This window comes from Mycobacterium asiaticum (assembly GCF_001673635.1).
GTDB lineage: Bacteria > Actinomycetota > Actinomycetes > Mycobacteriales > Mycobacteriaceae > Mycobacterium > Mycobacterium asiaticum_C.
The window spans coordinates 206669-232978 of the sequence record NZ_LZMH01000069.1 but is presented as its reverse complement, the minus strand read 5'-3'; the positions used below and the strand labels follow the sequence as shown (position 1 = coordinate 232978).

The 26310-nt window shown below is 67.6% G+C and carries 16 protein-coding genes; 13 read left to right on the top strand and 3 right to left on the bottom strand.

The annotated features are described in order from the left end of the window. Positions 1-4 precede the first annotated feature (4 nt). Genes A5645_RS19820 through A5645_RS19810 form a run of 3 tightly spaced genes read left to right on the top strand, consistent with a single transcriptional unit; the run spans position 5 to position 5717 of the window. Positions 5-4177 carry a glycoside hydrolase family 38 N-terminal domain-containing protein gene (locus A5645_RS19820; protein WP_065130751.1) on the top strand — a complete coding sequence of 1391 codons (4173 nt, stop codon included), beginning with the start codon at positions 5-7 and terminating at the stop codon, positions 4175-4177. Further along, entirely contained in the window at positions 4174-4791 is a 618-nt protein-coding gene (locus A5645_RS19815) for a DUF7158 domain-containing protein (RefSeq protein ID WP_065130750.1), read from the top strand. The genes A5645_RS19820 and A5645_RS19815 overlap by 4 nt, the downstream gene beginning before the upstream one ends. Further along, positions 4791-5717: an ROK family protein gene (locus tag A5645_RS19810; protein ID WP_065130749.1), complete on the top strand. Its 927-nt coding sequence runs from the start codon at positions 4791-4793 to the stop codon at positions 5715-5717. Before A5645_RS19815 ends, A5645_RS19810 begins: the two co-directional genes overlap by 1 nt. Positions 5718-5724: 7 nt before the next feature. On the opposite strand, the gene A5645_RS19805 is transcribed toward A5645_RS19810, so the two are convergent. Further along, a complete protein-coding gene (locus A5645_RS19805) occupies positions 5725-6978 on the bottom strand; it encodes a PE family protein (RefSeq protein WP_065130748.1) in 1254 nt (417 codons plus the stop codon). 350 nt (positions 6979-7328) lie between these two features. Between A5645_RS19805 and rplJ the strand changes: the two genes are divergently transcribed. Further along, a complete protein-coding gene (rplJ, locus tag A5645_RS19800) occupies positions 7329-7907 on the top strand; it encodes a 50S ribosomal protein L10 (RefSeq protein WP_065037122.1) in 579 nt (192 codons plus the stop codon). A gap of 39 nt (positions 7908-7946) precedes the next feature. Beyond that, positions 7947-8339, top strand: coding sequence for a 50S ribosomal protein L7/L12 (rplL, locus tag A5645_RS19795; protein WP_036352578.1), 393 nt, complete (start codon positions 7947-7949; stop codon positions 8337-8339). A 76-nt stretch (positions 8340-8415) separates the two neighbouring features. Here rplL and A5645_RS19790 read toward each other — a convergent pair whose 3' ends face one another. Next, positions 8416-9099 (bottom strand): TetR/AcrR family transcriptional regulator, encoded by a 684-nt coding sequence (locus A5645_RS19790; protein ID WP_155768087.1) that lies wholly within the window; start codon positions 9097-9099, stop codon positions 8416-8418. A 61-nt stretch (positions 9100-9160) separates the two neighbouring features. On the opposite strand from A5645_RS19790, the gene A5645_RS19785 reads away from it, so the two are divergent. The 5 genes from A5645_RS19785 (at position 9161) to A5645_RS19765 (ending at position 20942) form a co-directional block, all read left to right on the top strand. Further along, positions 9161-10675 (top strand): carotenoid oxygenase family protein, encoded by a 1515-nt coding sequence (locus A5645_RS19785; protein WP_065130746.1) that lies wholly within the window; start codon positions 9161-9163, stop codon positions 10673-10675. 132 nt (positions 10676-10807) lie between these two features. Next, on the top strand, positions 10808-11812 hold the full coding sequence (locus tag A5645_RS19780; protein ID WP_036352586.1) for an ABC transporter ATP-binding protein: 1005 nt from the start codon (positions 10808-10810) through the stop codon (positions 11810-11812). 533 nt (positions 11813-12345) lie between these two features. After that, entirely contained in the window at positions 12346-15831 is a 3486-nt protein-coding gene (gene rpoB, locus A5645_RS19775; RefSeq protein ID WP_065130745.1) for a DNA-directed RNA polymerase subunit beta, read from the top strand. A 68-nt stretch (positions 15832-15899) separates the two neighbouring features. Beyond that, positions 15900-19850: a DNA-directed RNA polymerase subunit beta' gene (locus tag A5645_RS19770; RefSeq protein WP_065035246.1), complete on the top strand. Its 3951-nt coding sequence runs from the start codon at positions 15900-15902 to the stop codon at positions 19848-19850. A 165-nt stretch (positions 19851-20015) separates the two neighbouring features. Next, positions 20016-20942, top strand: a complete 927-nt coding sequence (locus tag A5645_RS19765) for a type IV toxin-antitoxin system AbiEi family antitoxin (protein ID WP_065130744.1) — start codon at positions 20016-20018, stop codon at positions 20940-20942. Here the strand turns inward: A5645_RS19765 and A5645_RS19760 are convergent. Continuing rightward, positions 20939-22855: a neutral ceramidase gene (locus tag A5645_RS19760; RefSeq protein WP_065130743.1), complete on the bottom strand. Its 1917-nt coding sequence runs from the start codon at positions 22853-22855 to the stop codon at positions 20939-20941. The two genes, A5645_RS19765 and A5645_RS19760, sit on opposite strands and share 4 nt — an antisense overlap. A 62-nt stretch (positions 22856-22917) precedes the next feature. Here A5645_RS19760 and A5645_RS19755 point away from each other — a divergent pair, with 62 nt between their 5' ends. The 3 genes from A5645_RS19755 (at position 22918) to A5645_RS19745 (ending at position 26302) form a co-directional block, all read left to right on the top strand. Next, positions 22918-23670: a deoxyribonuclease IV gene (locus A5645_RS19755; RefSeq protein WP_065130742.1), complete on the top strand. Its 753-nt coding sequence runs from the start codon at positions 22918-22920 to the stop codon at positions 23668-23670. Between the two features lie 68 nt (positions 23671-23738). Continuing rightward, complete coding sequence (locus A5645_RS19750) at positions 23739-25367, top strand: acyl-CoA dehydrogenase family protein (RefSeq protein ID WP_065130741.1); 1629 nt, start codon at positions 23739-23741, stop codon at positions 25365-25367. Further along, positions 25364-26302 (top strand): crotonase/enoyl-CoA hydratase family protein, encoded by a 939-nt coding sequence (locus A5645_RS19745; protein ID WP_065035250.1) that lies wholly within the window; start codon positions 25364-25366, stop codon positions 26300-26302. The genes A5645_RS19750 and A5645_RS19745 overlap by 4 nt, the downstream gene beginning before the upstream one ends. The last annotated feature ends 8 nt before the right edge of the window (positions 26303-26310 follow it).

Sequence of the window (26310 nt, the reverse complement as noted above, 5' to 3'; positions counted from 1 at the left end):
GGTCATGCGGCTGGTTTCGGCGGAAGCGACCGAGCTGTTCGTCGGCCCGCCGGACGCGCCCGTGCAGCTGGCCCGCGTCACCGTTTCCGGCTGCACCGCACCCACGCCGCTGGAGATCACCGGTGACGGTCTGGGTGGGGACGCGGTCGCCCAACCCGGAGCCGAGGTCGTGGAAATCCCGGTGTGCGTACAACATCCGGTCGTCGGCCGGCGGCGAACCGCGTCGGCACGGTCCGACAAGTCGGAGCTGGCTTTCGAGTTCGTGATCGCCGAGCCGGGCTGGACGATGTTCATGGTCAGTCACTTTCATTACGACCCGGTGTGGTGGAACACCCAGGGCGCCTACACCAGCCAATGGCAGGAAGATCCGCCGGGACGATGCCGGCAGAGCAACGGGTTCGAACTGGTCCACGCACATCTGGAAATGGCCCGCCGTGAACCGGAGTACAAATTCGTGCTGGCCGAGGTCGACTACCTCAAGCCGTACTGGGACACCCATCCCGAGGATCGCGCCGACCTGCGCCGTTTCTTCACCGAGGGTCGGGTCGAGGTGATGGGCGGCACCTACAACGAGCCGAACACCAACCTCATCAGCCCGGAGACGACGATCCGAAACTTTGTGCACGGCATCGGGTTTCAGCGTGACGTGCTGGGAGCCGACCCGGCAACGGCATGGCAGCTCGACGTGTTCGGCCACGATCCGCAGTTCCCCGGGATGGCCGCCGATGCCGGGCTGACGTCGAGTTCGTGGGCCCGCGGACCACACCACCAATGGGGTCCGGGCCAGGGCGGCGACCTCGACCGGATGCAGTTCAGCAGCGAATTCGAGTGGATCTCGCCCTCGGGTCGTGGCCTGCTCACCCACTACATGCCAGCGCACTACTCGGCGGGCTGGTGGATGGACGAGTCGACCACCCTCGATGAGGCGGAGCAGGCCACCTACGCACAGTTCCACCAACTGAAGAAGGTGGCGCGGACCCGCAATGTGCTGCTGCCGGTCGGCACCGACTACACACCCCCGAACAAGTGGGTCACCGCGATCCACCGCGACTGGGCGCAGCGGTACACCTGGCCGCGATTCGTGTGCGGCCTGCCGCGGGAATTCTTCGCGGCCGTACGCGCCGAACTGGCCGAGCGCGGCGAGGCGGCCTCCCCGCAGACCCGCGACATGAACCCGATCTACACCGGCAAGGACGTGTCATTCATCGACACCAAGCAGGCCAACCGGGCCGCCGAGAACGCCGTGCTGCACGCCGAGCGGTTCGCGGTGTTCGCCGCGCTGCTGACCGGCGCGGAGTATCCGCAGGCGGCCTTCGCCAAAGCGTGGGTGCAGCTGGCTTACGGCGCACACCACGACGCCATCACCGGCTCGGAATCCGACCAGGTTTACCTGGACCTGCTGACCGGCTGGCGGGATGCGTGGGAACTGGGCAGCACCGCGCGGGATAACTCGCTGCGGTTGCTGTCGAGCGCGGTGGCCGCCGCGCCCGACACGATCGTCGTCTGGAACCCGCTGACCCAGCGGCGCACCGACATCGTCACCGCCCGGCTCGACCCACCACGCGAGCGGGTGCGGGTGCTGGATTCCGACAGCGCCGAGGTGCCCGCGCATATCGAGCACGACGGCCGCTCGGTCACCTGGCTGGCGCGCGACGTGCCGTCGCTGGGCTGGCGCTGTTACCGCGTGCTTCCCGGCGGCGAGCCGGCCGGCTGGGAGCCGACCAATGGCACCGAGATCGCCAACGCGCACTACCGGCTGACGGTCGACCCCGAGCGCGGCGGCGCGGTGGACTCGCTGAGCCGCGACGGCCGCCAGCTTCTCGCTGCGGGCCGGCTGGGGAACGCGCTGGCGGTCTACGAGGAATACCCGTCCCACCCGACGCAGGGCGAGGGGCCATGGCACCTGTTGCCAAAGGGCCCGGTGGTCTGTTCGTCGGAGGCGCCCGCGACGGTGCAGGCCTATCGCGGCCCGCTCGGCCAGCGCCTCGTCGTGCGCGGGCGCATCGGCACCCTGCTGCGCTACACCCAGACCGTGACGCTGTGGCGGGACGTGGACAGGGTGGACTGCCGCACCACCATCCACGATTTCGTCGGCGAGGACCGGTTGGTGCGGTTGCGCTGGCCTTGCCCGGTGCCGGGCGCTGTGCCGGTCAGTGAAGTCGGCGACGCGGTGATCGGACGCGGCTTCGCGCTCCTGCACGACGGGGACCGGTCGGTGGACACCGCCGACCATCTCTGGACGCTGGACAACCCCGCCTACGGCTGGTTCGGTTTGTCCTCGGCGGCGCGGATCCGCATCGGCAAGACCGCCGTGCGTGCGGTGGCGGTGGCCGAAGTGGTGGTGCCGTCGGAGTCCGAATCCGGCCCGCTGGCCCGCGACCTGATGGTGGCGCTGGTGCGGGCGGGCGTGACGGCGACCTGCGGAGGCGCCGACAAACCGCGCTACGGCCACCTCGACGTCGACTCCAACCTGCCCGACGCGCGGATCGCCCTGGGCGGCCCGGCCCGCAACCCGTTCACCGCTGCGGTGCTCGCCGGAGCCGACCGCGCCTACACCACTGAACTCGTCCGGCAGCTGGCGCATGGCGGCACGGCACGGGTGTGGGTGCCGGCTGCGACGCCGTTGGCGACGGTCTGGCAGCCCGACGCCGATCTGCGGGACCCGTGCGCGCTGCCAGTGCTGATCGTCGACGGTAGCGACGCCCGTGATCTGGCCGCTGCCATCGCCGCGGTGGTAGACGACCTCGGCGACGCCGAGATCTCGGTGACGCAGCGGGCGCCGTCGGGAGCCGAACCGTTCGAGGACCACACCGTCGCACTGCTCAACCGCGGCGTGCCCAGCTTCGCCGTCGACGCCGACGGCACCCTGCACACCGCGCTGATGCGCTCCTGCACCGGTTGGCCGTCCGGGATCTGGATCGACGATCCGCGCCGCACCGCGCCCGACGGGTCGAACTTTCAATTGCAGCACTGGACACACGATTTCGACTACGCGCTGGTATCCGGAGGCGGTGACTGGCGCCGCGCCGGGCTGCCGGCGCGCAGCGCGCAATTCGCCAATCCGCTGCTGGCCGTCGCCGCGGGCGAGAGCCACGGTGTGCTGCCGGCGGTCGGTTCGCTGCTGCACATCGAGCCCGCCGACACCGTGCAGCTCGGTGCCTTGAAGGTGGCCGGCAACCCACTGGCCGCCGGACGCGCCGCGCCGGTCGAGCCGAGCCGCGTGGCGCTGCGTCTGGTGGAATCGACCGGCGCTCCGGCCCGGGTCGCCGCCGGCACGGATGTCGGCGTGCTCAGCGCGCTCGAACAGGCCGATCTGCTGGAGCGGCCAGAACGCAGCACCCGGACCATCAACCTGCACGGGTATCAGGTCGCCACGGCGCTGGGACGGTTGGAGATTCCCGCGGTGCGCGTCGCGCCGACGGCACTGGCCGCAGACGCCGAACCGGCCCAACCGCTCTACGCGCGGTACTGGCTGCACAATCGCGGGCCGGCCCCGCTGGGTGGTCTGCCCGCGGTGGCACACCTGCACCCGCGGCAGGTCAACGTGACCGCGGGCAGCGACCTGCGCGAGGTGGTGTTGCGCCTCACTGCGGCCAGCGACTGCACGGATACGTCGCTGGGCGGCCGCGTCGAATTGGTATGTCCGGACGACTGGTCAGTGGCGCCGGTGGAGCTGCCGTTCACCCTCGGCGCCGGCGAGTACCTCGAAACCGATGTGGTGCTTAGGATTCCGGCGCGCACACCGGCCGGACTGTATCCGGTCCGAGCCCAGCTGCGCATCACCGATGCCGACGTGCCCGCCGCCTGGCGGCAGGTCGTCGAGGACGTGGCCGTGGTGGCCGTCGACACCGACACCGACGAGCTGGTGCACCTGGTCGACGGGCCCGGGGACATCGAGCTGGCGCCCGGCGAGGCGACCAGCCTGACCGTGACGGTCGGCAGCCGCGCCCGCGCCGACCTCGCGCTGGAAGCCCACCTGATCAGCCCGTGGGGGGCCTGGGAGTGGATCGGCCCCGCCGCGCAGGGCGCGTGCCTGCCTGCGGGCGGCACGGCGCGACTCGCCTTCGACGTGACCCCGCCGGCCTGGCTGGAACCCGGTCAGTGGTGGGCGCTGGTGCGGGTCGGGTGTGCGGGCCGGCTCCTCTATTCGCCCGCGGTCGAGGTGACGGTGCGATGAGCGGGCACGTCGCGGCTTTCATTGGGGGCGCCCCGGTCGCCGTCTCCGAGGTCGACGAACGCGAGGCGAGGTTGCGCGCCGGTCCCAGCGCGGCCGCGCTGCCGTCGGCCGGCAGCAGCGAGGGCCGCCAGTTGCGGCGCTGGCTCACCCAGCTGATCGTCACCGAGCGGGTCGTCGCCGCCGAGGTGGCGGCGCGCGGACTCAGCGCCGAAGGGGCCCCAACGGAGGAGGATCTGTTGCCCGACGTGACCGCCCGGCTGGAAATCGGCAGCATCGCAGCAGCCGTGCTGACCGACCCCGGCGCCCGGGCGTTGTTCGCCGCGGTGACGGCCGGCGTCGAGATCAGCGACGACGACGTAATCCGCTACCACGAACGCAACCCGCTGCGGTTCGCCGAACCCCGCGTCGAGGGCCACGGATGGCGTGCGCCACCCGTCGCGGCGGCGCCGCTGGAGCGGGTGCGGCACGCCGTCGCGCAGCATCTGCTCGATGTGGCCCGCCGCCGCGAATTCCGGGTCTGGCTGGATGCGCGACGGGCCGCGCTGGTGCAGCTGGCGCCCGGCTACGAGCATCCCGGCGATCCGCGCCAACCCGACAACACCCACCGACACTGATGCTCACCCTCTGCCTCGACATCGGCGGCACCAAGATCGCCGTCGGCTTGGCCGATCCCGCCGCCCTTGCCGATCCCGCCCGCACGCTCGTCTACAACGCCACCCGTCCCACACCGTCCGGTGTTGTGGCCGAGCGGGTTTGGGACGTCGTGTCGGCGATGATCGGTGATGCGCTGCGGGCCGCGGGCGGCAGGGTCACCGGCGTCGGGATCGCTTGCGCGGGCCCCGTCGACCTGGCCGGCGGCACCGTCAGCCCCATCAACATCCCTGCCTGGCACCGCTTTCCGCTGCGTGACCGGGTGTCGGCCGCGGTGCCTGGCGTGCCGGTCCGACTTGCCGGTGATGGGCTGTGCATGGCGTTGGGCGAGCAATGGATCGGCGCCGGTCGCGGCGCGGGGTTCCTGTTGGGCATGGTGGTTTCCACCGGCGTCGGTGGTGGACTGGTGCTGGACGGCGCCCCCTACGACGGCCGCACCGGCAATGCCGGTCACGTCGGACATGTGGTGGTCGAGCCGGACGGGTCACGGTGTGCGTGCGGCGGGCGGGGCTGTGTCGAGACCGTAGCGTCCGGGCCCTCGATGACGCGGTGGGCGCGGGCCAACGGCTGGCTGGCACCGCCCGCGGCGGGCGCCAAGGAGCTGGCCGAGGCGGCGACGGCCGGAGATGGGTTGGCGCTGCGCGCATTCGAACGCGGGGCGCGAGCGCTGGCCGCGATGATCGCTTCGGTGGCGGCGGTGTGCGACCTGGACTTGGTGGTGATCGGCGGGGGAGTGGCGAAGTCGGGGAGCCTGCTTTTCGACCCGCTGCGGACGGCGCTCACCGACCATGCCGGGCTCGATTTCCTCGCCGGGCTGCGGGTCGAGCCGGCCCGGCTGGGCGGTGACGCGGGATTGGTCGGCGCGGCCCGCCTGGCCGGCTTCGGGTAGGCCCGGACTAGGGGCGCAGGCCGTTCGCGCCCTGGGAGCCGAGCAGGAGCCCGCCGACTCCGCCGAGTCCAGGGATGCCGACGGGCGCATTGGTCGCCACGTTGCCGCCGTTACCACCATTGCCGATAAGCACGGCATTGCCGCCGCTGCCGCCATGACCGAAATCGCCGAAGTGCCCGCCGGCGCCGCCGTTGCCACCGTTGCCGATCAGCCCGGCCGTGCCGCCGGCACCGCCGTTGCCGCTGATGCCACTGACGCTGTCGCCGTTGCCCCCGTCACCGCCGGAACCGCCGAAGCCGACAAGTTGTCCGCCGTTGCCACCCGGCCCGCCGTCGCCGCCGCGGGTGTCGCCCTGACCGCCGGTACCTCCGTCGCCGCCGTCACCGAAGATTCCGGCTGCTCCACCGGCGCCGCCGGCCCCGCCCTTGCCGTCGGTGCTGAATCCGCCCGCACCACCGGCTCCGCCGGAGGTGAAAAGTCCGCCGTGGCCACCCGCGCCGCCGGCACCGGCGTTGGCTCCGCCGTTGGCGGCTCCGCCGACCCCGCCCACACCCGCGGCGCCGAACAGACCACCGGCGCCGCCGGACCCGCCGACACCGCCGGTCACCGACGAGCCCAGCCCGCCGGCACCGCCGGCTCCGCCCGAGCCGAACAGCAGGCCGCCGGCGCCGCCATTTCCGCCTGCGCCGCCACTGGTCGCCAAAAAGTTCAGCCCGAATCCTCCGGTGCCTCCGGTGCCGCCATTGCCGAAGAGCCCCGCAGCACCGCCGTTGCCTCCGCGCCCGCCGGTTCCGGTGGTCGAGTTAGCGGACCCGCCATTGCCGCCGTTGCCGATCAGCCATCCGCCGGGTGCGCCGTTCTCCCCGGTTCCGGGACGCCCATTGGCGCCGTTGCCGATCAGCGGGCGACCGGTCAACAGCACACTCGGTGCATTGACCGTGTCCAGGATCTGTTGCTGCAGAGCCTGCAACGGAGATGCCGCCGCGGCGTCGGCGGCGGCGTAGGACCGGGCGCCGGCGGTGAGGGCCTGCGCGAATCGCTCGTGATACTCGGCCAGCTGCTTGCTGATCGCCTCGTATGCCCGGGCATGCGCGTTGAAGAACGCGGCAACTTGCGTCGACACCTCATCGGCGCCGGCGGCGAGCATCGACGTCGTTTCGGCCGCGGCGGCGGAATTGGCCGCCTGGAGTGACGAGGCGATGGCGCCCAGATCCGACGCCGCCGCCGACACGAATTCGGGAACTACGACTACAAGAGACAACGGGGACCTCCCGGGCATTGGCCTTCGATACGTCACCAATCGTCTCGGGGTGCCACAGCCGCGGATACCGTAGTCGACTACTTCACTTCGCCACGCTGGGGTCGGGCGGTCGTCGGCCGTTTTGGCTGATCGAACGCGCCCAGGCTATTGTGGTTGCCGATCCACCGAAGACCGTCGGTCACCGAGCAATCGGTTGAAGGTCCGGGAGCACTCCCGGCGGCCCACGCAGGAGGACGAGGCTTTGCCGCCGGCGCCCGCGCCGGTATTCATCCGCCCCGGCCTGTTCCTGCGCCGGGGCGTTCGTCGTTTCAAGTGGGTCTAGAAGCCAGACCAGACATCAGGAGGTAGGCATGGCCAGGGCTGACAAAGCCACCGCCGTTGCAGACATTGCAGAGCAGTTCAAGGCTTCGACGGCGACGGTCATCACCGAGTACCGCGGTTTGTCGGTGGCCAACCTCGCCGAGCTGCGCCGTTCGCTGGGAGACTCGACCACCTACGCGGTGGCCAAGAACACCCTGATCAAGCGGGCGGCCTCCGAAGCCGGCATCGAAGGGCTCGACGAACTGTTCGCCGGCCCGACGGCGATCGCGTTCGTCAACGGCGAGCCGGTCGACGCGGCCAAGGCCCTGAAGACCTTCGCCAAGGAGCACAAGGCGCTGGTCATCAAGGGCGGCTACATGGACGGTCACGCGCTGACCGTCGCCGAGGTCGAGCGCATCGCCGACCTGGAGTCCCGCGAGGTGCTGCTGGCCAAGCTGGCCGGCGCCATGAAGGGCAACCTCGCCAAGGCGGCCGGGCTGTTCAACGCGCCCGCGTCGCAGATGGCCCGCTTGCTGGCCGCCCTGCAGGAGAAGAAGGGCTCCGACGCCCCCTCAGAAGCCCCGGAAGCTCCGGCCGATGCGGCCGCAGAACCGGCACCGGCCGAATAACTCAAGAAAAACCCAAGTAACGAGAGAGGACCCACAATCATGGCAAAGCTGTCCAGCGACGAGCTGCTCGACGCGTTCAAGGAAATGACCCTGCTGGAGCTCTCGGACTTCGTGAAGAAGTTCGAGGAGACCTTCGAGGTCACCGCGGCCGCTCCGGTCGCCGTCGCCGCGGCCGGCCCGGCCGGTGGTGGCGCGCCCGCCGAGGCTGCCGAGGAGCAGTCCGAGTTCGACGTCATCCTCGAGGCCGCGGGTGACAAGAAGATCGGCGTCATCAAGGTCGTCCGCGAGATCGTTTCCGGCCTGGGCCTCAAGGAGGCCAAGGACCTGGTCGACAGCGCCCCCAAGCCGCTGCTCGAGAAGGTTGCCAAGGAGGCCGCCGACGAGGCCAAGGCCAAGCTCGAGGCCGCCGGCGCCAGCGTCACCGTCAAGTAGTTCCTGCCGCGCTTGATTGCGCGAGCAGACGCAAAAGCCCCCGACACGCCGCGTGTTCGGGGGCTTTTGCGTCTGCTCAGCGCAGTAAGGCGCGCTGCGACTCCATGATCCGGTCGGGCGAATCGCCAAGAGCGACAAGCAGGTTCGTTGTCATCGACCCGAGCACGTTGAGCACCGCCGACTCGTCCTCCCCATAGAACCCGGCCAGTTCGAGCATCACGAAACCGTGGATCAGCGCCCAGAACTGGGCCGCGGTCGCGACCACGGCGGTGTCGTCGTCCGCCGAACACACAGTAATCCGACCCTCGTGCATCGACCGGTGCACCGCGCGGACCACATGCGCGAAGCTCGGTTCGTGCTGCTCGATCTCGGCGAGCGTCAGCGTCAGGACGTTGCCGGCCGGCGCGTTGATGCCGTGGGCGCTGGTGCTGCCGAACATCAGCCGGTACATATGCGGCCGCTCGATGGCGAAGCGCCGGTAGGCCGCGCCGACCGCCATCAGGTCGGCCACCGGGTCGTCGGTCGGAGTCACCGTGAGCGCGGCGTCGAACTGCCGCAGCCCCTCCTCGGCGACGGCGGCTATCAGTTCGCGCATCCCACCGAAGTGGGTGTACACGGCCATCGTCGACGTTCCCGCCGCGCCGGCCACCTTGCGGGTTTGCAGCGCGTCGGGTCCGTGCTCGTTGAGCAGCCCCACTGCGGCCTGCAGCAGCTCATCGCGCACGCTGCGCTGAGTTTGGGAAGCAGTCATCCTTGCCATCTTCTCACTGAGGGCGTACCGTGCCAATAACGCTGAAATAACAATGTTATAGGAGCTCAGGGTGACCGCCATACAATCTCTCGACGTCAAGAATCCCTACCTGGACGGCTTCCTGGCGCCGGTGCGCGCCGAGGTGACCGCGACCGACCTCAAGGTCACCGGGCGCATCCCCGAGCACCTCAGCGGGCGGTATCTGCGCAACGGACCAAACCCGGTTTCCGAGGTGGACCCAGCCATCTATCACTGGTTCAGCGGCGACGCGATGGTGCACGGCGTCGCGCTCGACGCCGGCCAGGCGAAGTGGTATCGCAATCGCTGGGTCCGGACTCCGTCGGTCCGAGCCGCCCTCGGTGAGCCGGCGGCGGACGGCCTGAACCCTCGGGTGGGCATGTTGTCCGTCGGTCCTAACACCAACGCGCTGACCCACGCCGGACGAACCATGGCCCTGGTCGAAGGCGGGGGCGCCAACTACGAGCTCACCGAAGACCTGGACACCGTGGGCCCCTGCGACTTCGACGGCACCCTGTTCGGCGGTTACACCGCACACCCGCACCGTGACCCAGCGACCGGGGAGCTGCACGCCCTGTCCTACGCCTTCACCCGCGGCCGCACGGTGCAGTACTCGGTGATCGACACCCAGGGGCGGGCGCGCCGGACGGTGGACATCGAGGTGAGCGGGTCGCCGATGATGCACGACTTCTCGCTGACCGACAAATACGTGATCATCTACGACCTCCCGGTCACCTTCGACGCCCTGCAGATCATGCCCGTGGCCGTGCCGCGTCGGCTGAGCGCGGCGGCCCGGCTGGTGCTGCAGTCGGTGCTGGGCCGCGTCCGCGTCCCCGGCCCGATCACCACAATGCTCAACCGCAACCAGCAGCCGATGCACCGGATGCCCTACCGATGGGACGCCGACTATCCCGCGCGCATCGGCGTCCTGCCCCGCGACGGTGAGAACAAGGACGTGCGCTGGTTCGACATCGAACCCTGCTACGTCTTCCACCCGCTCAACGCCTATACCGAGACACGGGACGGCGCCGAGGTCCTGGTCCTGGACGTGGTGCGGTACTCGCGCATGTTCGAACGCGACCTGCGCGGTCCCGGCGAGAGCCGGCCGACCCTCGACCGCTGGACCATCAACCTGAGTACGGGTGCGGTGAAAACCAGCTGCCACGACGATCGGTCGCAGGAATTCCCCCGGATCAACGAGACCCTGACCGGCAGCCGGCACCGGTACGGCTACACGCTCGGCTTCGACGGCGGCTACCTGTCCGCGGGGCTGCACGAGATGTTCACCACGGTGTACAAGCACGACTACGCCACCGGATCCAGCGCCGTCGCCGCCCTCGACCCCGAACTCTTGATCGGCGAGATGTCCTTTGTGCCGAACCCGAGTTCCAACCCAGCACAACAGGCCGAGGACGACGGGATTCTGATGGGTCTCGGCACGCACCGCGGCCGCGACGAGGGCCAGTTGGTGCTGCTGGACGCCCAGACGCTGGAGACGATCGCGACCGTACATTTGCCGCAACGGGTGCCGATGGGTTTCCACGGCAACTGGGCGCCCGCACCGTAAGTCGCGGAACAGGAATCGCGCCCAGGATTGTTATCTTCCCAACCCTGATGCCGCGCACCAGGCGTGCGCTACAGTGACTCAAGCCACAGACGACCTGGTGGCGGGTTCGCGCGTCGACGGAAGGGATCTCCCATGGGCGTCAGCATCGAGGTCAACGGACTCACGAAGTCCTTCGGATCCTCGAGGATTTGGGAAGACGTCACGCTCGAAATCCCCTCCGGGGAGGTCAGCGTGTTGCTGGGGCCGTCAGGTACCGGCAAGTCGGTGTTCCTCAAGTCCCTCATCGGTCTGCTGCGGCCGGAACGCGGTTCGATCATCATCGACGGCACCGACATCATCGAATGCTCGGCCAAGGAGCTGTACGAGATCCGCACCCTGTTCGGGGTGCTGTTCCAGGACGGCGCGCTGTTCGGTTCGATGAACCTCTACGACAACACTGCGTTCCCGTTGCGCGAGCACACCAAGAAGAAGGAAAGCGAGATCCGTGACATCGTCATGGAGAAGCTGGAGATGGTGGGTCTCGGCGGCGACGAGAAGAAGTTCCCCGGTGAGATCTCCGGTGGTATGCGCAAGCGTGCCGGCCTGGCCCGCGCCCTGGTGCTGGACCCGCAGATCATCCTCTGCGACGAGCCGGACTCCGGTCTGGACCCGGTGCGTACGGCCTACCTGAGCCAGCTGATCATGGACATCAACGCGCAGATCGACGCGACCATCCTGATCGTCACGCACAACATCAACATCGCCCGCACCGTGCCGGACAACATGGGCATGTTGTTCCGCAAGCACCTCGTCATGTTCGGGCCGCGCGAAGTGCTGCTGACCAGCGACGAGCCGGTGGTCCGCCAGTTCCTCAACGGGCGCCGTATCGGCCCGATCGGTATGTCCGAGGAGAAGGACGAAGCCACCATGGCCGAGGAGCAGGCGATGGTCGACGCCGGCCAGCACGCCGGTGGTGTGGAGGACATCGAAGGCGTCCCGCCGCAGATCCAGGCCACGCCCGGCATGCCCGAGCGCAAGGCCGTCGCCCGCCGCCAGGCCCGGGTGCGTGCCATGCTGCACACCCTGCCCAAGAACGCCCAGGCCGCGATCCTCGACGACCTCGAAGGCACCCACAAGTACCAGTCGCACGACTACTGATCTCTGGCCGATATCGAGCCTCATACCGGCCTCGCGGCCGATTTGCGCTTGCCGGGATTCTGAATGGCTCCCGCACGCCTCCGGTCGGTCACGGCCGCCGGTCCGCGCTGGCTCGACGTGAAAGTTTCCCGTTAACTTCCCACAACTTGCCGCATGCCCCCCTTGACGACGAGGCCCAAACGAGCCAATCTGTTGGGCAGCATGTGTCGTACCTGTCCAGGGCAACCCGAGGTGCCAGCCAGCGCCACTCCCCCGCGGACGGCTATGACTGCTGATTGGCGTGGGTATTTGAGGAATGCGCCGTCCTGCGCTATTGTTGGACGTTGCGCTGGCTACTTCCTGCCCACCTCACTCCGCCACTGACACCGTGGTCATAGCCTGAGCCCTTTTTTGCGGCTCAGCTATTCGGTTGCGTGCGTGAGATCGGACAGTTCGTCCGCCAGCCGAACCGACACAATTATCTGCGGCGAACAGACCCTCGGCGGGCAAGGCCACTTCCCAAGGCCTCCTCAGGGCTCTCATAGTCGCACGAGGTGCTGGAAGGACGCATCTTGGCCGATTTCCGCCAGAGCTCAAACAACTCCGTACCTGGGGCGCCGAACCGGGTGTCCTTCGCCAAGCTCCGTGAACCGCTCGAGGTTCCGGGGCTGCTTGACGTTCAGACCGATTCCTTCGAATGGCTGATCGGCTCGCAGGACTGGCGCGACCGCGCGATCGAGCGCGGCGAGGTCAACCCCAAGGGCGGCCTCGAAGAGGTCCTCGACGAGCTGTCGCCGATCGAGGACTTCTCCGGCTCGATGTCGCTGTCTTTCTCCGACCCCCGCTTCGACGAGGTCAAGGCGCCGGTCGACGAGTGCAAAGACAAGGACATGACGTACGCGGCGCCGCTGTTCGTCACCGCCGAGTTCATCAACAACAACACCGGCGAGATCAAGAGCCAGACGGTGTTCATGGGTGACTTCCCGATGATGACGGAGAAGGGCACCTTCATCATCAACGGCACCGAGCGTGTGGTGGTCAGCCAGCTGGTGCGCTCGCCGGGTGTGTACTTCGACGAGACCATCGACAAGTCCACCGAGAAGCTGCTGCACAGCGTCAAGGTGATCCCGAGCCGCGGCGCCTGGCTGGAGTTCGACGTCGACAAGCGCGACACCGTGGGTGTGCGCATCGACCGCAAGCGCCGCCAGCCCGTGACCGTGCTGCTCAAGGCCCTCGGCTGGACCAACGAGCAGATCCACGAGCGGTTCGGCTTCTCCGAGATCATGATGGGCACCCTGGAGAAGGACAACACCGCGGGCACCGACGAGGCGCTGCTGGACATCTACCGCAAGCTGCGTCCGGGCGAACCGCCGACCAAGGAGTCGGCGCAGACCCTGCTGGAGAACCTGTTCTTCAAGGAGAAGCGCTACGACCTGGCCCGCGTCGGCCGCTACAAGGTCAACAAGAAGCTCGGCCTGCACGCCGGCGAGCCGATCACCAGCTCGACGCTGACCGAGGAAGACGTCGTCGCCACCATCGAGTACCTGGTGCGTCTGCACGAGGGACAGCACACGATGACGGTGCCCGGCGGCTCCGAGGTGCCGGTGGAGACCGACGACATCGACCACTTCGGCAACCGCCGGTTGCGCACCGTGGGCGAGCTGATCCAGAACCAGATCCGGGTCGGCATGTCCCGGATGGAGCGCGTCGTCCGTGAGCGGATGACCACCCAGGACGTCGAGGCCATCACGCCGCAGACCCTGATCAACATCCGGCCGGTCGTCGCCGCGATCAAGGAGTTCTTCGGCACCAGCCAGCTCTCGCAGTTCATGGACCAGAACAACCCGTTGTCGGGTCTGACTCACAAGCGCCGCCTGTCGGCCCTGGGCCCCGGCGGTCTGTCCCGTGAGCGTGCCGGCCTGGAAGTCCGTGACGTGCACCCCTCGCACTACGGCCGGATGTGCCCGATCGAGACCCCGGAAGGACCGAACATCGGTCTGATCGGGTCGCTGTCGGTGTACGCGCGGGTCAACCCGTTCGGCTTCATCGAGACGCCTTATCGGAAGGTTGTAGACGGGGTCGTTTCGGATGAGATCCACTACCTGACCGCCGACGAGGAAGACCGTCACGTGGTGGCGCAGGCCAACTCGCCGATCGACAACGAGGGCCGCTTCGCCGAGCCGCGTGTGCTGGTCCGCCGGAAGGCGGGCGAGGTCGAGTACGTGCCCTCGTCCGAGGTGGACTACATGGACGTGTCCCCGCGCCAGATGGTGTCGGTGGCCACCGCGATGATTCCGTTCCTCGAGCACGACGATGCCAACCGTGCCCTGATGGGTGCCAACATGCAGCGCCAGGCGGTTCCGCTGGTGCGCAGCGAGGCGCCGCTGGTGGGTACCGGCATGGAGCTGCGTGCGGCCATCGACGCCGGCGACGTCGTCGTCGCCGAGGAGGCCGGTGTCATCGAGGAGGTGTCGGCCGACTACATCACCGTCATGCACGACGCCGGCACCCGGCGCACCTACCGGATGCGCAAGTTCGCCCGCTCCAACCACGGCACCTGCGCCAACCAGTCGCCGATCGTGGATGCGGGGGACCGGGTGGAAGCCGGCCAGGTGATCGCCGACGGGCCGTGCACCGAGAACGGTGAGATGGCCCTGGGCAAGAACCTGCTGGTTGCGGTCATGCCGTGGGAGGGCCACAACTACGAGGACGCCATCATCCTGTCCAACCGCCTCGTCGAAGAGGACGTGCTGACCTCGATCCACATCGAGGAGCACGAGATCGACGCCCGCGACACCAAGCTGGGCGCCGAGGAGATCACCCGGGACATCCCGAACGTCTCCGACGAGGTGCTGGCAGACCTGGACGAGCGGGGCATCGTGCGCATCGGTGCCGAGGTGCGCGACGGCGACATCCTGGTCGGCAAGGTCACCCCCAAGGGTGAAACCGAGCTGACCCCGGAGGAGCGGTTGCTGCGCGCCATCTTCGGAGAGAAGGCCCGCGAGGTCCGCGACACCTCCCTGAAGGTGCCGCACGGTGAATCCGGCAAGGTCATCGGCATCCGGGTGTTCTCCCGCGAGGACGACGACGAGCTGCCTGCCGGTGTCAACGAGCTGGTCCGCGTCTACGTGGCCCAGAAGCGCAAGATCTCCGACGGCGACAAGCTCGCCGGCCGGCACGGCAACAAGGGCGTCATCGGCAAGATCCTGCCGGTGGAGGACATGCCGTTCCTGCCGGACGGCACTCCGGTAGACATCATCCTGAACACCCACGGTGTGCCGCGACGGATGAACATCGGGCAGATCCTGGAGACCCACCTGGGGTGGGTGGCCAAGGCCGGGTGGAATATCGAGGGCACTCCGGAGTGGGCGACCAACCTGCCCGAGGAGCTGCGGCACGCCCAGCCGAACCAGATCGTCTCGACGCCGGTGTTCGACGGCGCCAAGGAGGAGGAGCTGCAGGGTCTGCTGTCGGCCACGCTGCCCAACCGCGACGGTGAGGTGCTGGTGAACGAGGACGGCAAGGCGGTGCTGTTCGACGGCCGCAGCGGTGAGCCGTTCCCGTACCCGGTGACCGTTGGCTACATGTACATCATGAAGCTGCACCACTTGGTGGACGACAAGATTCACGCCCGCTCCACCGGCCCGTACTCGATGATCACCCAGCAGCCGCTGGGCGGTAAGGCGCAGTTCGGTGGCCAGCGGTTCGGTGAGATGGAGTGCTGGGCCATGCAGGCCTACGGCGCCGCGTACACGTTGCAGGAGCTCTTGACCATCAAGTCCGACGACACCGTCGGCCGGGTCAAGGTCTACGAGGCGATCGTCAAGGGCGAGAACATTCCCGAGCCCGGCATCCCCGAGTCGTTCAAGGTGCTGCTCAAGGAGCTGCAGTCGCTGTGCCTCAACGTCGAGGTGCTCTCGAGTGACGGTGCGGCGATCGAGCTCCGCGAAGGCGAGGACGAAGACCTCGAGCGGGCCGCAGCCAACTTGGGAATCAACCTGTCGCGCAACGAATCCGCGTCTGTAGAGGATCTTGCCTGATCCTTTTGGTCCGTTAGGGAAACCCAGTTTTAAGTAGTTACTAAACCCGCAAGGGGAAAGGGAGTTACGTGCTAGACGTCAACTTCTTCGATGAACTCCGCATCGGCCTGGCTACCGCGGAGGACATCCGTCAGTGGTCCTACGGCGAGGTCAAGAAGCCGGAGACCATCAACTACCGCACGCTCAAGCCGGAGAAGGATGGCCTGTTCTGCGAGAAGATCTTCGGACCCACTCGCGACTGGGAGTGCTACTGCGGCAAGTACAAGCGCGTGCGCTTCAAGGGCATCATCTGTGAGCGCTGTGGCGTCGAGGTGACCCGCGCCAAGGTGCGTCGTGAGCGGATGGGCCACATCGAGCTGGCCGCTCCGGTCACGCACATCTGGTACTTCAAGGGCGTGCCGTCGCGCCTGGGCTACCTGCTGGACCTGGCTCCCAAGGATCTCGAGAAGATCATCTACTTCGCCGCGTACGTAATCACCGCGGTCGACGAGGAGATGCGCCACAACGAGCTGTCCACGCTGGAAGCCGAGATGGTGGTGGAGCGCAAGGCCGTCGAGGACCAGCGTGACGCCGACCTGGAAGCCCGCGCGCAGAAGCTCGAGGCCGACCTGGCCGAGCTCGAGGCCGAGGGCGCCAAGGCCGACGCCAAGCGCAAGGTGCGCGACGGCGGCGAGCGCGAGATGCGTCAGCTGCGCGACCGCGCGCAGCGCGAGCTCGATCGGCTCGAGGACATCTGGAACACCTTCACCAAGCTGGCGCCCAAGCAGCTGATCGTGGACGAGAACCTCTACCGCGAGCTGCAGGATCGCTACGGCGAGTACTTCACCGGCGCCATGGGTGCGGAGTCGATCCAGAAGCTGATCGAGAACTTCGACATCGACGCCGAGGCCGAGATGCTGCGTGAGGTCATTCGGAGTGGCAAGGGGCAGAAGAAGCTTCGTGCTTTGAAGCGCCTGAAGGTGGTCGCTGCCTTCCAGCAGTCCGGCAACTCCCCGATGGGTATGGTGCTCGACGCCGTCCCGGTCATCCCGCCGGAACTGCGTCCGATGGTGCAGCTCGACGGTGGCCGGTTCGCCACCTCGGACCTCAACGACCTGTACCGCCGCGTGATCAACCGCAACAACCGGCTCAAGAGGCTGATCGACCTCGGCGCGCCCGAGATCATCGTCAACAACGAGAAGCGGATGCTGCAGGAGTCGGTGGACGCGCTGTTCGACAACGGCCGCCGCGGACGTCCGGTCACCGGGCCGGGTAACCGCCCGCTGAAGTCGCTGTCCGATCTGCTCAAGGGCAAGCAGGGCCGGTTCCGGCAGAACCTGCTCGGTAAGCGTGTCGACTACTCGGGCCGTTCGGTCATCGTGGTCGGCCCGCAGCTCAAGCTGCACCAGTGTGGTCTGCCCAAGCTGATGGCGCTGGAGCTGTTCAAGCCGTTCGTGATGAAGCGACTGGTCGACCTGAACCACGCGCAGAACATCAAGAGCGCCAAGCGGATGGTGGAACGCCAGCGTCCGCAGGTGTGGGACGTGCTCGAAGAGGTCATTTCCGAACACCCGGTGTTGCTGAACCGCGCACCCACCCTGCACCGGTTGGGTATCCAGGCCTTCGAGCCGATGCTGGTGGAAGGCAAGGCAATTCAGCTGCACCCGTTGGTGTGTGAGGCTTTCAACGCCGACTTCGACGGTGACCAGATGGCCGTGCACCTGCCGCTGTCCGCGGAGGCGCAGGCTGAGGCCCGAATCCTGATGTTGTCCAGTAACAACATCCTGTCGCCGGCCTCTGGCCGTCCGCTGGCCATGCCCCGACTGGACATGGTGACCGGCCTGTACTTCCTGACCACCGAGGTGGCGGGGGACAAGGGCGAATACCAGCCGGCCGCTGCCGACCAGCCCGAGGTGGGTGTGTACTCATCGCCGGCCGAGGCCATCATGGCGGCCGACCGCGGGGTGCTCTCGGTGCGCGCCAAGATCAAGGTGCGGCTGACCCAGCTGCGGCCGCCGGCCGAAGTGGAAGCCGAGCTGTTCGGCGCCAACGGGTGGCAGCCGGGCGATGCCTGGGTGGCCGAGACCACGCTGGGCCGGGTGCTGTTCAACGAGCTGCTGCCGCTGGGCTACCCGTTCGTGAACAAGCAGATGCACAAGAAGGTGCAGGCTTCGATCATCAACGACCTGGCCGAGCGCTACCCGATGATCGTCGTCGCGCAGACCGTCGACAAGCTCAAGGACGCCGGCTTCTACTGGGCGACCCGAAGCGGCGTGACGGTCTCGATGGCCGACGTGCTGGTCCCGCCGCGGAAGAAGGAGATCCTCGACCACTACGAAGAGCGTGCGGAGAAGGTCGAAAAGCAGTTCCAGCGTGGCGCTTTGAACCATGACGAGCGCAACGAGGCACTGGTGGAGATCTGGAAGGAAGCCACCGACGAGGTCGGTCAGGCGCTGCGCGAGCACTACCCCTCGGACAACCCGATCATCACGATCGTCGACTCGGGCGCCACGGGTAACTTCACCCAGACCCGAACGCTGGCCGGCATGAAGGGCTTGGTGACCAACCCGAAGGGTGAGTTCATCCCGCGTCCGGTCAAGTCCTCGTTCCGTGAGGGCCTGACCGTGCTGGAGTACTTCATCAACACCCACGGTGCTCGAAAGGGTCTGGCGGACACCGCGTTGCGTACCGCTGACTCCGGCTACCTGACCCGCCGTCTGGTGGACGTCTCGCAGGACGTCATCGTGCGCGAGCACGACTGCCAGACCGAGCGCGGCATCGTCGTCGAACTGGCCGAGCGTCAGCCGGACGGCACCTTGATCCGTGACCCGTACATCGAAACCTCGGCGTACGCACGGACTTTGGGCACCGACGCGGTCGACGAGGCCGGCAACGTCGTCGTCGCGCGCGGCGAGGACCTGGGTGACCCGGAGATTGACGCCCTGCTGGCGGCCGGCATCACGTCGGTCAAGGTGCGCTCGGTGCTGACCTGCACCACCGGCACCGGCGTGTGCGCCACCTGCTACGGACGTTCGATGGCCACCGGCAAGCTGGTCGACATCGGCGAGGCCGTGGGTATCGTCGCCGCCCAGTCCATCGGTGAGCCGGGCACGCAGCTGACCATGCGTACCTTCCACCAGGGTGGTGTGGGTGAGGACATCACCGGCGGTCTGCCGCGTGTCCAGGAGCTGTTCGAGGCCCGCGTGCCGCGCGGCAAGGCTCCGATCGCCGACGTCACCGGCCGGGTGCGCCTCGAGGACGGCGAGCGCTTCTACAAGATCACCATCGTCCCCGACGACGGTGGCGAAGAAGTGGTCTATGACAAGCTGTCCAAGCGTCAGCGCCTGCGGGTGTTCAAGCACGAGGACGGCTCCGAGCGGGTGCTCTCCGACGGCGACCACGTGGAGGTGGGCCAGCAGCTGATGGAAGGCTCGGCCGACCCGCACGAGGTGCTGCGGGTGCAGGGCCCCCGGGAGGTGCAGATCCACCTGGTCCGGGAGGTCCAGGAGGTCTACCGCGCCCAGGGTGTGTCGATCCACGACAAGCACATCGAGGTCATCGTCCGCCAGATGCTGCGCCGCGTCACCATCATCGACTCGGGCGCGACGGAGTTCCTGCCCGGCTCGCTGATCGACCGTGCGGAGTTCGAGGCGGAGAACCGCCGGGTGGTGGCCGAGGGCGGCGAGCCCGCCGCCGGTCGTCCGGTGCTGATGGGTATCACGAAGGCGTCGCTGGCCACGGACTCGTGGCTGAGTGCGGCGTCGTTCCAGGAGACTACGCGAGTCTTGACCGATGCGGCGATCAATTGCCGCAGCGACAAGCTCAACGGTCTGAAGGAGAACGTGATCATCGGAAAGCTGATCCCGGCTGGTACCGGTATCAACCGCTACCGCAACATCCAGGTTCAGCCGACCGAAGAGGCCCGCGCCGCGGCGTACACCATCCCGTCGTACGAGGACCAGTACTACAGCCCGGACTTCGGTCAGGCGACCGGTGCTGCCGTTCCGCTGGACGACTACGGGTACAGCGACTATCGGTAGGTAGCGTTAGGTAGCGCGAGCAGACGCAAAAGCCCCCCCACGCACGGCGTGTCGGGGGCTTTTGCGTCTGCTCGCGCATCCCCACCCGCGCGCCTATCCACAGCCAGCGCTACTTAGCCCGCTGCACGGCAACAACTCTCGCGCACTTGCGACACCATGCCGTAGGTGAACGTCGAATGCGCCCCGCCGGACTACGGCGGACTCCTCACCACCGCCCAACTCTTGACCACCATGACCCGCAAGCAACTGACCGGACTCGTCAAGGCGGGCAAGCTGATTCGGGTCTGCCACGGCGTCTACAGCTTCGGCACACCTGATGCGCTGGACCGACTGGCGGCGCTGGACTTGCTGGCCCGCGAAGCGATCGTCGCTTGCATGGGTACCGCCGCCGCCCTGTACGGCTTCGACACCGAGAACACGTCGCGGCTTCATATCCTCGATCCCGGTGTGCGCATGCGGCCCTCGACGAATCTGATGGTGCATCAGCGGATCGGCGCACCGCTGCGTCGGGTAGAGGGTCGTCTCGCCACCGCCCCGGCCTGGACGGCGATCGAGGTCGCGCGGACGCTGCGGCGCCCGCGCGGCCTGGCTACGCTGGACGCCGCCATGCACATCGGGGTGTGCACACGAGGCGAACTCGACGCCGTCATCCGCGAGCAGAAGGGACGGCGCGGCATCGTCAAGGTGCGGGAGCTGATCGGGTACGCCGACGGTCGAGCCGAGTCACCGATGGAAAGTGAGGCGCGGCTGGTGTTCATCGACAATCAGGTCCCCACACCGGAATTGCAGTACACGATTGTGGATGAGTACGGCGAGACCTGGCGCGCCGACTTCGCCTGGCCGGATGCGATGGTCGTGGCTGAGTACGACAGCCTGGAATGGCATCTGCGTCGCAGCGCGTTGATGCACGATCGGCTGAAAACGGCGCGGTTGCAAGAATGCGGCTGGCTGACGGTCCCGATCACCGTCGACGACGTCCACGGCGACCCTGTTGGGCTTTCGGACCGGGTCAAGGTCCACTTGGCGAACAGACGCGAAAGCCCCCGACACGCCGTGCGTCCGGGGGCTTTTGCGTCTGCTCGCCAACCCTAGGCGACCGTGAATTCGTGGGTCGTCGCCAGGAACGGCTGCAGCCTGCGGTGGCTGTCACGGGCCATGCCGTGGTGCACGATGCGATACGTTCCCAGCGTCGCATCGGTCGGGATGTCCCAGGTGATCTGCACCCGCGACCCGCTGCGGCCGTCGCGCTCCCACCGGAACGTCGTGCACCAGTCCCCGTCATCGGCGACCCGCACCCACTGGTCACCGTCGAGGCGGAGCACCTCGATGTAGGTCCGATTGCGGTGCAGGTCGTTGTTGGGATGGGCACTGACGAATACCGCTTCGGCGGTCGTGCCGCGCCGGCAGGTACCGGTGGGCTCGGCCAGGATCGAGCCAAACGAGCCGGTGTCGGCACGAATGTCGCGTAACCAGCTGCGCGGCTTGTGCGGCCTCGGACCGGGCCCGGGATCAACCGGACGACCGTCGCGCATAGCTTCGGCCAGCCCGGCCACCGTCTGCATCAACGCCGGCAGCTCCCATCGGCCGAACAAGGTGCTGCCACCCTCGTAGCGTTGTTCGAGATACTCCTCCGGCGTGGTCACATAGTGGATGTAGGCGTTGCAGTAGCCCACGCAAAGCACATCATTCAGCTCGGCGCCGACGATCGAAGCCACCGTACGACGCAGCCGCAGTCCCGAGACGATCGTCGGCTCGCCGGGGATACCGATCAGATAGAGCCGCCCGATTCGCAGCAGGTGCACTGGCACGATCTCCTGCACGAATGGCTGCAACCGGTTGATCAGGTGAGCGGGCACCACGATGCCTTTCGGGGCGTGTGCCGCCCGCAGTCGCGCCGACAACCGGTAGATTCCACCGGAAACTTTGTCCCAGAACGGGTTCCGCCCTTGCCGGAAGCCTCGGAACCCCTCGCCTTCGTCGGTGCCCGCCATTGTTGCGGCGGCGATCTGCGCGCGTCCGGTGTGGCGCTCTTGTCCGTCGGGGGTGTATTCGCCGCGCACCCGCACCGCGCCGAGGTCGACGTAGGTGAAGCGCGAGTCCACGCCGGCGCCGATCGGTGTGCCGTTGTCCAACTGCGAGAACGCGTCCTGGAACTGGGACATCCCGATGCGCTCGGTGTTGGCCAGTTCGTCGGCCACCGTCGAGGGGCCGTAGGCGATGGGCCCGTCGACGTGGGGGCTCATGTCGCCCGCATTGGTCTGTGCGAAGGCGGCGATGAGATCGGGCTGTCCGTCGAGGTAGTCGGCGGCGCCGACGGTGCGTTCCCAGTGGTAGGCCGCGAAGCCCTTGTTGTCACTGGACACCAGAACATTGCGGTTGGTCATGCTGGTGCCGTGCGTGGCGAAGAAGTGGACGGCGCCCACGGTGCGGTCGTCGCGATCGATGCGCACCAGTGTGGTGAGCGGGTCGATGCGGCCAGGAAAGAAATCCTTGTCCTGTTCAGGATTCCGGTCGAACGACGACGGCGACCGGTTGATGCTGGCGTCGCGCAGCTCGCCGTGCGACAACGTCACCTCCGCGGGCGCGACGTCGTCGTGGGCGTACCGCACCGCCTCGACGATTCCGTCGACGATCGCTCCGAACGTCGCGGGTCGAAACCCGCTCGTCGACAGGTTGTAGAGCAGGTGCCCGCAATAGCCACCCGGCCCCGAGTGGGTGTGCGTGGTCGTGATGACGGTGTTCTGGGCGGTGTAGGTGCGGCCGTACGACGCGGACAACCGGCGCAGCACCTCGTCGGTGACGTTCTGCATCGGCAGCGGTAGCTCGGCCACCACCAGCAGCACCCGCGATTTCCCGTCGTCGAAGACGAACGCGCGTGCTCGCAACCGAAGGTGGATGCCAGCGGTGCGCTGCTCGGTCTTCCCGTAGCCGAGCATGCCGCATTCCGTGGCCTCTCCGGTGATGTCAGCGATGCCCCGTCCCACTGAAAGGCCCACAGACACCATCGCCCGTCCTCCATCCTGTTGGCTACGGACTCACACCCTATGCGCATCACTAAACTGGCCAAGTGCTTATCGGTTCGCATGTTCGTGGAGACGATCCCCTGGCCGCGGCCGCCGCAGACGGCGCCGACGCGGTGCAGTTTTTCCTCGGTAACCCGCAAAGCTGGAAAAAACCCAAGCCGCGCGAGGACGCCGAGACGCTGAAGGCGTCCAACATCCCGCTATACGTACATGCGCCCTATTTGATCAACGTCGCCTCGGCCAACAACCGCATCCGGATCCCGTCGCGCAAGATTCTGCAGGACACCTGCGACGCGGCCGCAGAGATCAATGCGACGGCGGTGATCGTGCACGGCGGCCACGCGGACGACAACGACATGGAGGCCGGTTTCGACCGGTGGGTCAAGGCGTTGAAGTACTTGGAAACCGATGTGCAGGTCTATCTGGAGAACACCGCGGGCGGGGACCACGCGATGGCACGCTACTTCGACACCATCGGCCGGCTGTGGGACCACATCGGCGACACCGGCATCGGCTTCTGTCTGGACACCTGCCATGCGTGGGCGGCGGGAGAGGCGCTGGTCGACGCCGTCGAGCGGATCAAGGCACTGACCGGTCGCATCGACTTGGTGCACTGCAACGACTCTCGGGACGCGGCCGGCTCGGGTGCCGACCGGCACGCCAACTTCGGCACCGGCCAGATCGACCCCGACTTGTTGGTCGCCGTCGTCACCGCCGCAGACGCGCCCGTGATCTGCGAGACCGCCGACGAGGGCCGCAAGGACGACATCGCCTTCCTGCGCGAGCACACCGGCTGATCGCCGAGCAACCCGCCGCGCCATTACATCCTCTTGTGCGGTTGTCGGGAAAATGTAACATGGGGTCCATGCCAGATACGCACGTCGTCACCAACCAGGTTGCGCCCCTCGAGAACCACAACCCGGCCACCTCGGCGGTCCTCATGGAGGCCCTGATCCGCGAAGGCGGCCAATGGGGCGTGGACGAGGTGACCGAGCTCGGCGCCATCAATGGCAGCGCGCAGGCCCAGCGCTGGGGCGAACTGGCCGACCGCAATCGTCCGGTGCTGCACACCCACGACCGGGTCGGGCACCGCATCGACGAGGTGGAATACGACCCCGCATATCACGAGCTGATGCGCACGGCCATCGCCCACGGACTCCACGCTGCGCCTTGGGCCGATGACCGGCCGGGGTCGCACGTGGTGCGGGCCGCCAAGACATCGGTATGGACGGTCGAGCCGGGCCACATCTGCCCGATCTCGATGACATACGCCGTCGTCCCCGCGCTCCGTTTCAACCCGGAACTCGCCGCGGTGTACGAGCCGCTGCTGACGAGTCGCGAATACGACCCGGAACTGAAGCTGGCTGCGACGAAAGCCGGCATCACCGCAGGCATGTCGATGACCGAGAAGCAGGGTGGGTCCGATGTGCGGGCCGGCACCACCGAGGCCACCCCCAATGGAGACGGCACCTACAGCCTGCGGGGCCACAAGTGGTTCACCTCCGCGCCGATGTGTGACATCTTCCTGGTGCTGGCTCAGGCGCCGGGCGGGCTGTCGTGCTTCATGCTGCCGCGCATCCTGCCCGACGGCACCCGCAATCGGATGTTCCTGCAACGGCTCAAGGACAAGCTCGGCAACCACGCCAACGCTTCCAGTGAGGTCGAGTACGACGGCGCCACCGCCTGGCTGGTCGGCGAGGAGGGCCGCGGTGTCCCGACCATCATCGAGATGGTCAACCTCACCCGGCTGGACTGCACGCTGGGCAGCGCGACCAGCATGCGCACCGGTCTGACCCGCGCCATCTACCACGCGCAGCATCGAAAGGCCTTCGGCGCGTACCTCATTGACCAACCGCTGATGCGCAACGTGCTTGCCGACCTGGCCGTCGAGGCCGAGGCCGCGACGATCGTGGCGATGCGGATGGCTGGCGCCACCGACCGGGCGGTACGCGGCGACCAGCGGGAGACGCTGCTGCGCCGCATCGGGCTGGCGGCCAGTAAGTACTGGGTATGCAAGCGTTCCACCCCGCACGCCGCCGAAGCCCTGGAGTGCCTGGGCGGTAACGGCTACGTCGAAGACTCCGGCATGCCGCGGCTCTACCGTGAAGCCCCGTTGATGGGGATCTGGGAAGGTTCGGGCAACGTGAGCGCGCTGGACACCTTGCGCGCCATGGCTACTCGGCCCGAATCCGTTGAGGTGCTGTTCGACGAGTTGACGCAGAGTGCCGGTCAGGATGCCCGGCAGGACGCGCACGTCGCACGGTTGCGTGACCAGCTCGCCGACTTGGAAACGATCCAGTACCGCGCCCGCAAGGTCGCCGAGGACATCTGCTTGGCGTTGCAGGGGTCGCTTCTGGTGCGCCACGGGCATCCTGCGGTTGCCGAGGCGTTCCTGGCCACCCGGCTCGGCGGCCAGTGGGGCGGAGCGTTTGGCACGATGCCGGCCGGTCTGGATCTTGCGCCGATTATCGAGCGTGCTCTAGTTAAGGGATGACCCACGCGATCAGGCCGGTTGATTTCGACAACCTGAAAACGATGACCTACGAGGTCACCGACCGGGTAGCGCGTATCACCTTTAACCGGCCTGAAAAGGGCAACGCGATCGTCGCCGACACCCCGCTGGAGTTGTCGGCGCTGGTCGAGCGGGCCGATCTCGACCCCAACGTGCACGTCATCTTGGTTTCCGGTCGTGGCGAAGGTTTCTGCGCGGGTTTCGACCTGTCCGCCTACGCCGACCGGACCGGCTCGGCGGGCGGCGAAGGCAGCTACCGCGGCACGGTCCTGGACGGAAAGACCCAGGGCGTCAACCACCTGCCGAACCAGCCGTGGGACCCGATGATCGACTATCAGATGATGAGCCGGTTCGTTCGCGGCTTCTCCAGCCTGATGCACGCCGACAAACCCACCGTCGTCAAGATTCACGGCTATTGCGTGGCCGGCGGCACCGACATCGCGCTGCACGCCGACCAGGTGATCGCGGCCGCCGACGCCAAGATCGGTTACCCCCCGACCCGGGTCTGGGGTGTGCCGGCCGCGGGCCTGTGGGCACACCGGCTCGGTGACCAGCGCGCCAAGCGCTTACTGTTCACCGGCGACTGCATTACGGGGGCGCAGGCCGCGGAATGGGGATTGGCGGTCGAAGCTCCTGACCCCGAGGATCTCGACGAGCGCACCGAACGGCTGGTTTCCAGGATCGCGGCCCTGCCGGTGAACCAGTTGATCATGATCAAGCTCGCGCTGAATGCCCCTCTGCTGCAACAAGGTGTCGCGACCAGCAGGATGGTCAGCACCGTGTTCGACGGCGTCGCTCGGCACACTCCCGAGGGGCACGCCTTCGTCGCCGACGCGGTCGAACACGGCTTCCGCGAGGCGGTCCGGCACCGCGACGAGCCGTTCGGTGATTACGGCCGAAAAGCGTCCGAGGTGTAGCAGATGCC

What these genes read in the sequence shown, in the direction of transcription:
- A5645_RS19820 (WP_065130751.1), top strand. Translation starts at nt 5, where the DNA reads ATGCGGCTGGTTTCGGCGGAAGCGACCGAGCTGTTCGTCGGCCCGCCG.
- A5645_RS19815 (WP_065130750.1), top strand. Translation starts at nt 4,174, where the DNA reads ATGAGCGGGCACGTCGCGGCTTTCATTGGGGGCGCCCCGGTCGCCGTC.
- A5645_RS19810 (WP_065130749.1), top strand. Translation starts at nt 4,791, where the DNA reads ATGCTCACCCTCTGCCTCGACATCGGCGGCACCAAGATCGCCGTCGGC.
- rplJ (WP_065037122.1), top strand. Translation starts at nt 7,329, where the DNA reads ATGGCCAGGGCTGACAAAGCCACCGCCGTTGCAGACATTGCAGAGCAG.
- rplL (WP_036352578.1), top strand. Translation starts at nt 7,947, where the DNA reads ATGGCAAAGCTGTCCAGCGACGAGCTGCTCGACGCGTTCAAGGAAATG.
- A5645_RS19790 (WP_155768087.1), bottom strand. Translation starts at nt 9,099, where the DNA reads ATGGCAAGGATGACTGCTTCCCAAACTCAGCGCAGCGTGCGCGATGAG.
- A5645_RS19780 (WP_036352586.1), top strand. Translation starts at nt 10,808, where the DNA reads ATGGGCGTCAGCATCGAGGTCAACGGACTCACGAAGTCCTTCGGATCC.
- A5645_RS19760 (WP_065130743.1), bottom strand. Translation starts at nt 22,855, where the DNA reads ATGGTGTCTGTGGGCCTTTCAGTGGGACGGGGCATCGCTGACATCACC.
- A5645_RS19750 (WP_065130741.1), top strand. Translation starts at nt 23,739, where the DNA reads ATGCCAGATACGCACGTCGTCACCAACCAGGTTGCGCCCCTCGAGAAC.
- A5645_RS19745 (WP_065035250.1), top strand. Translation starts at nt 25,364, where the DNA reads ATGACCCACGCGATCAGGCCGGTTGATTTCGACAACCTGAAAACGATG.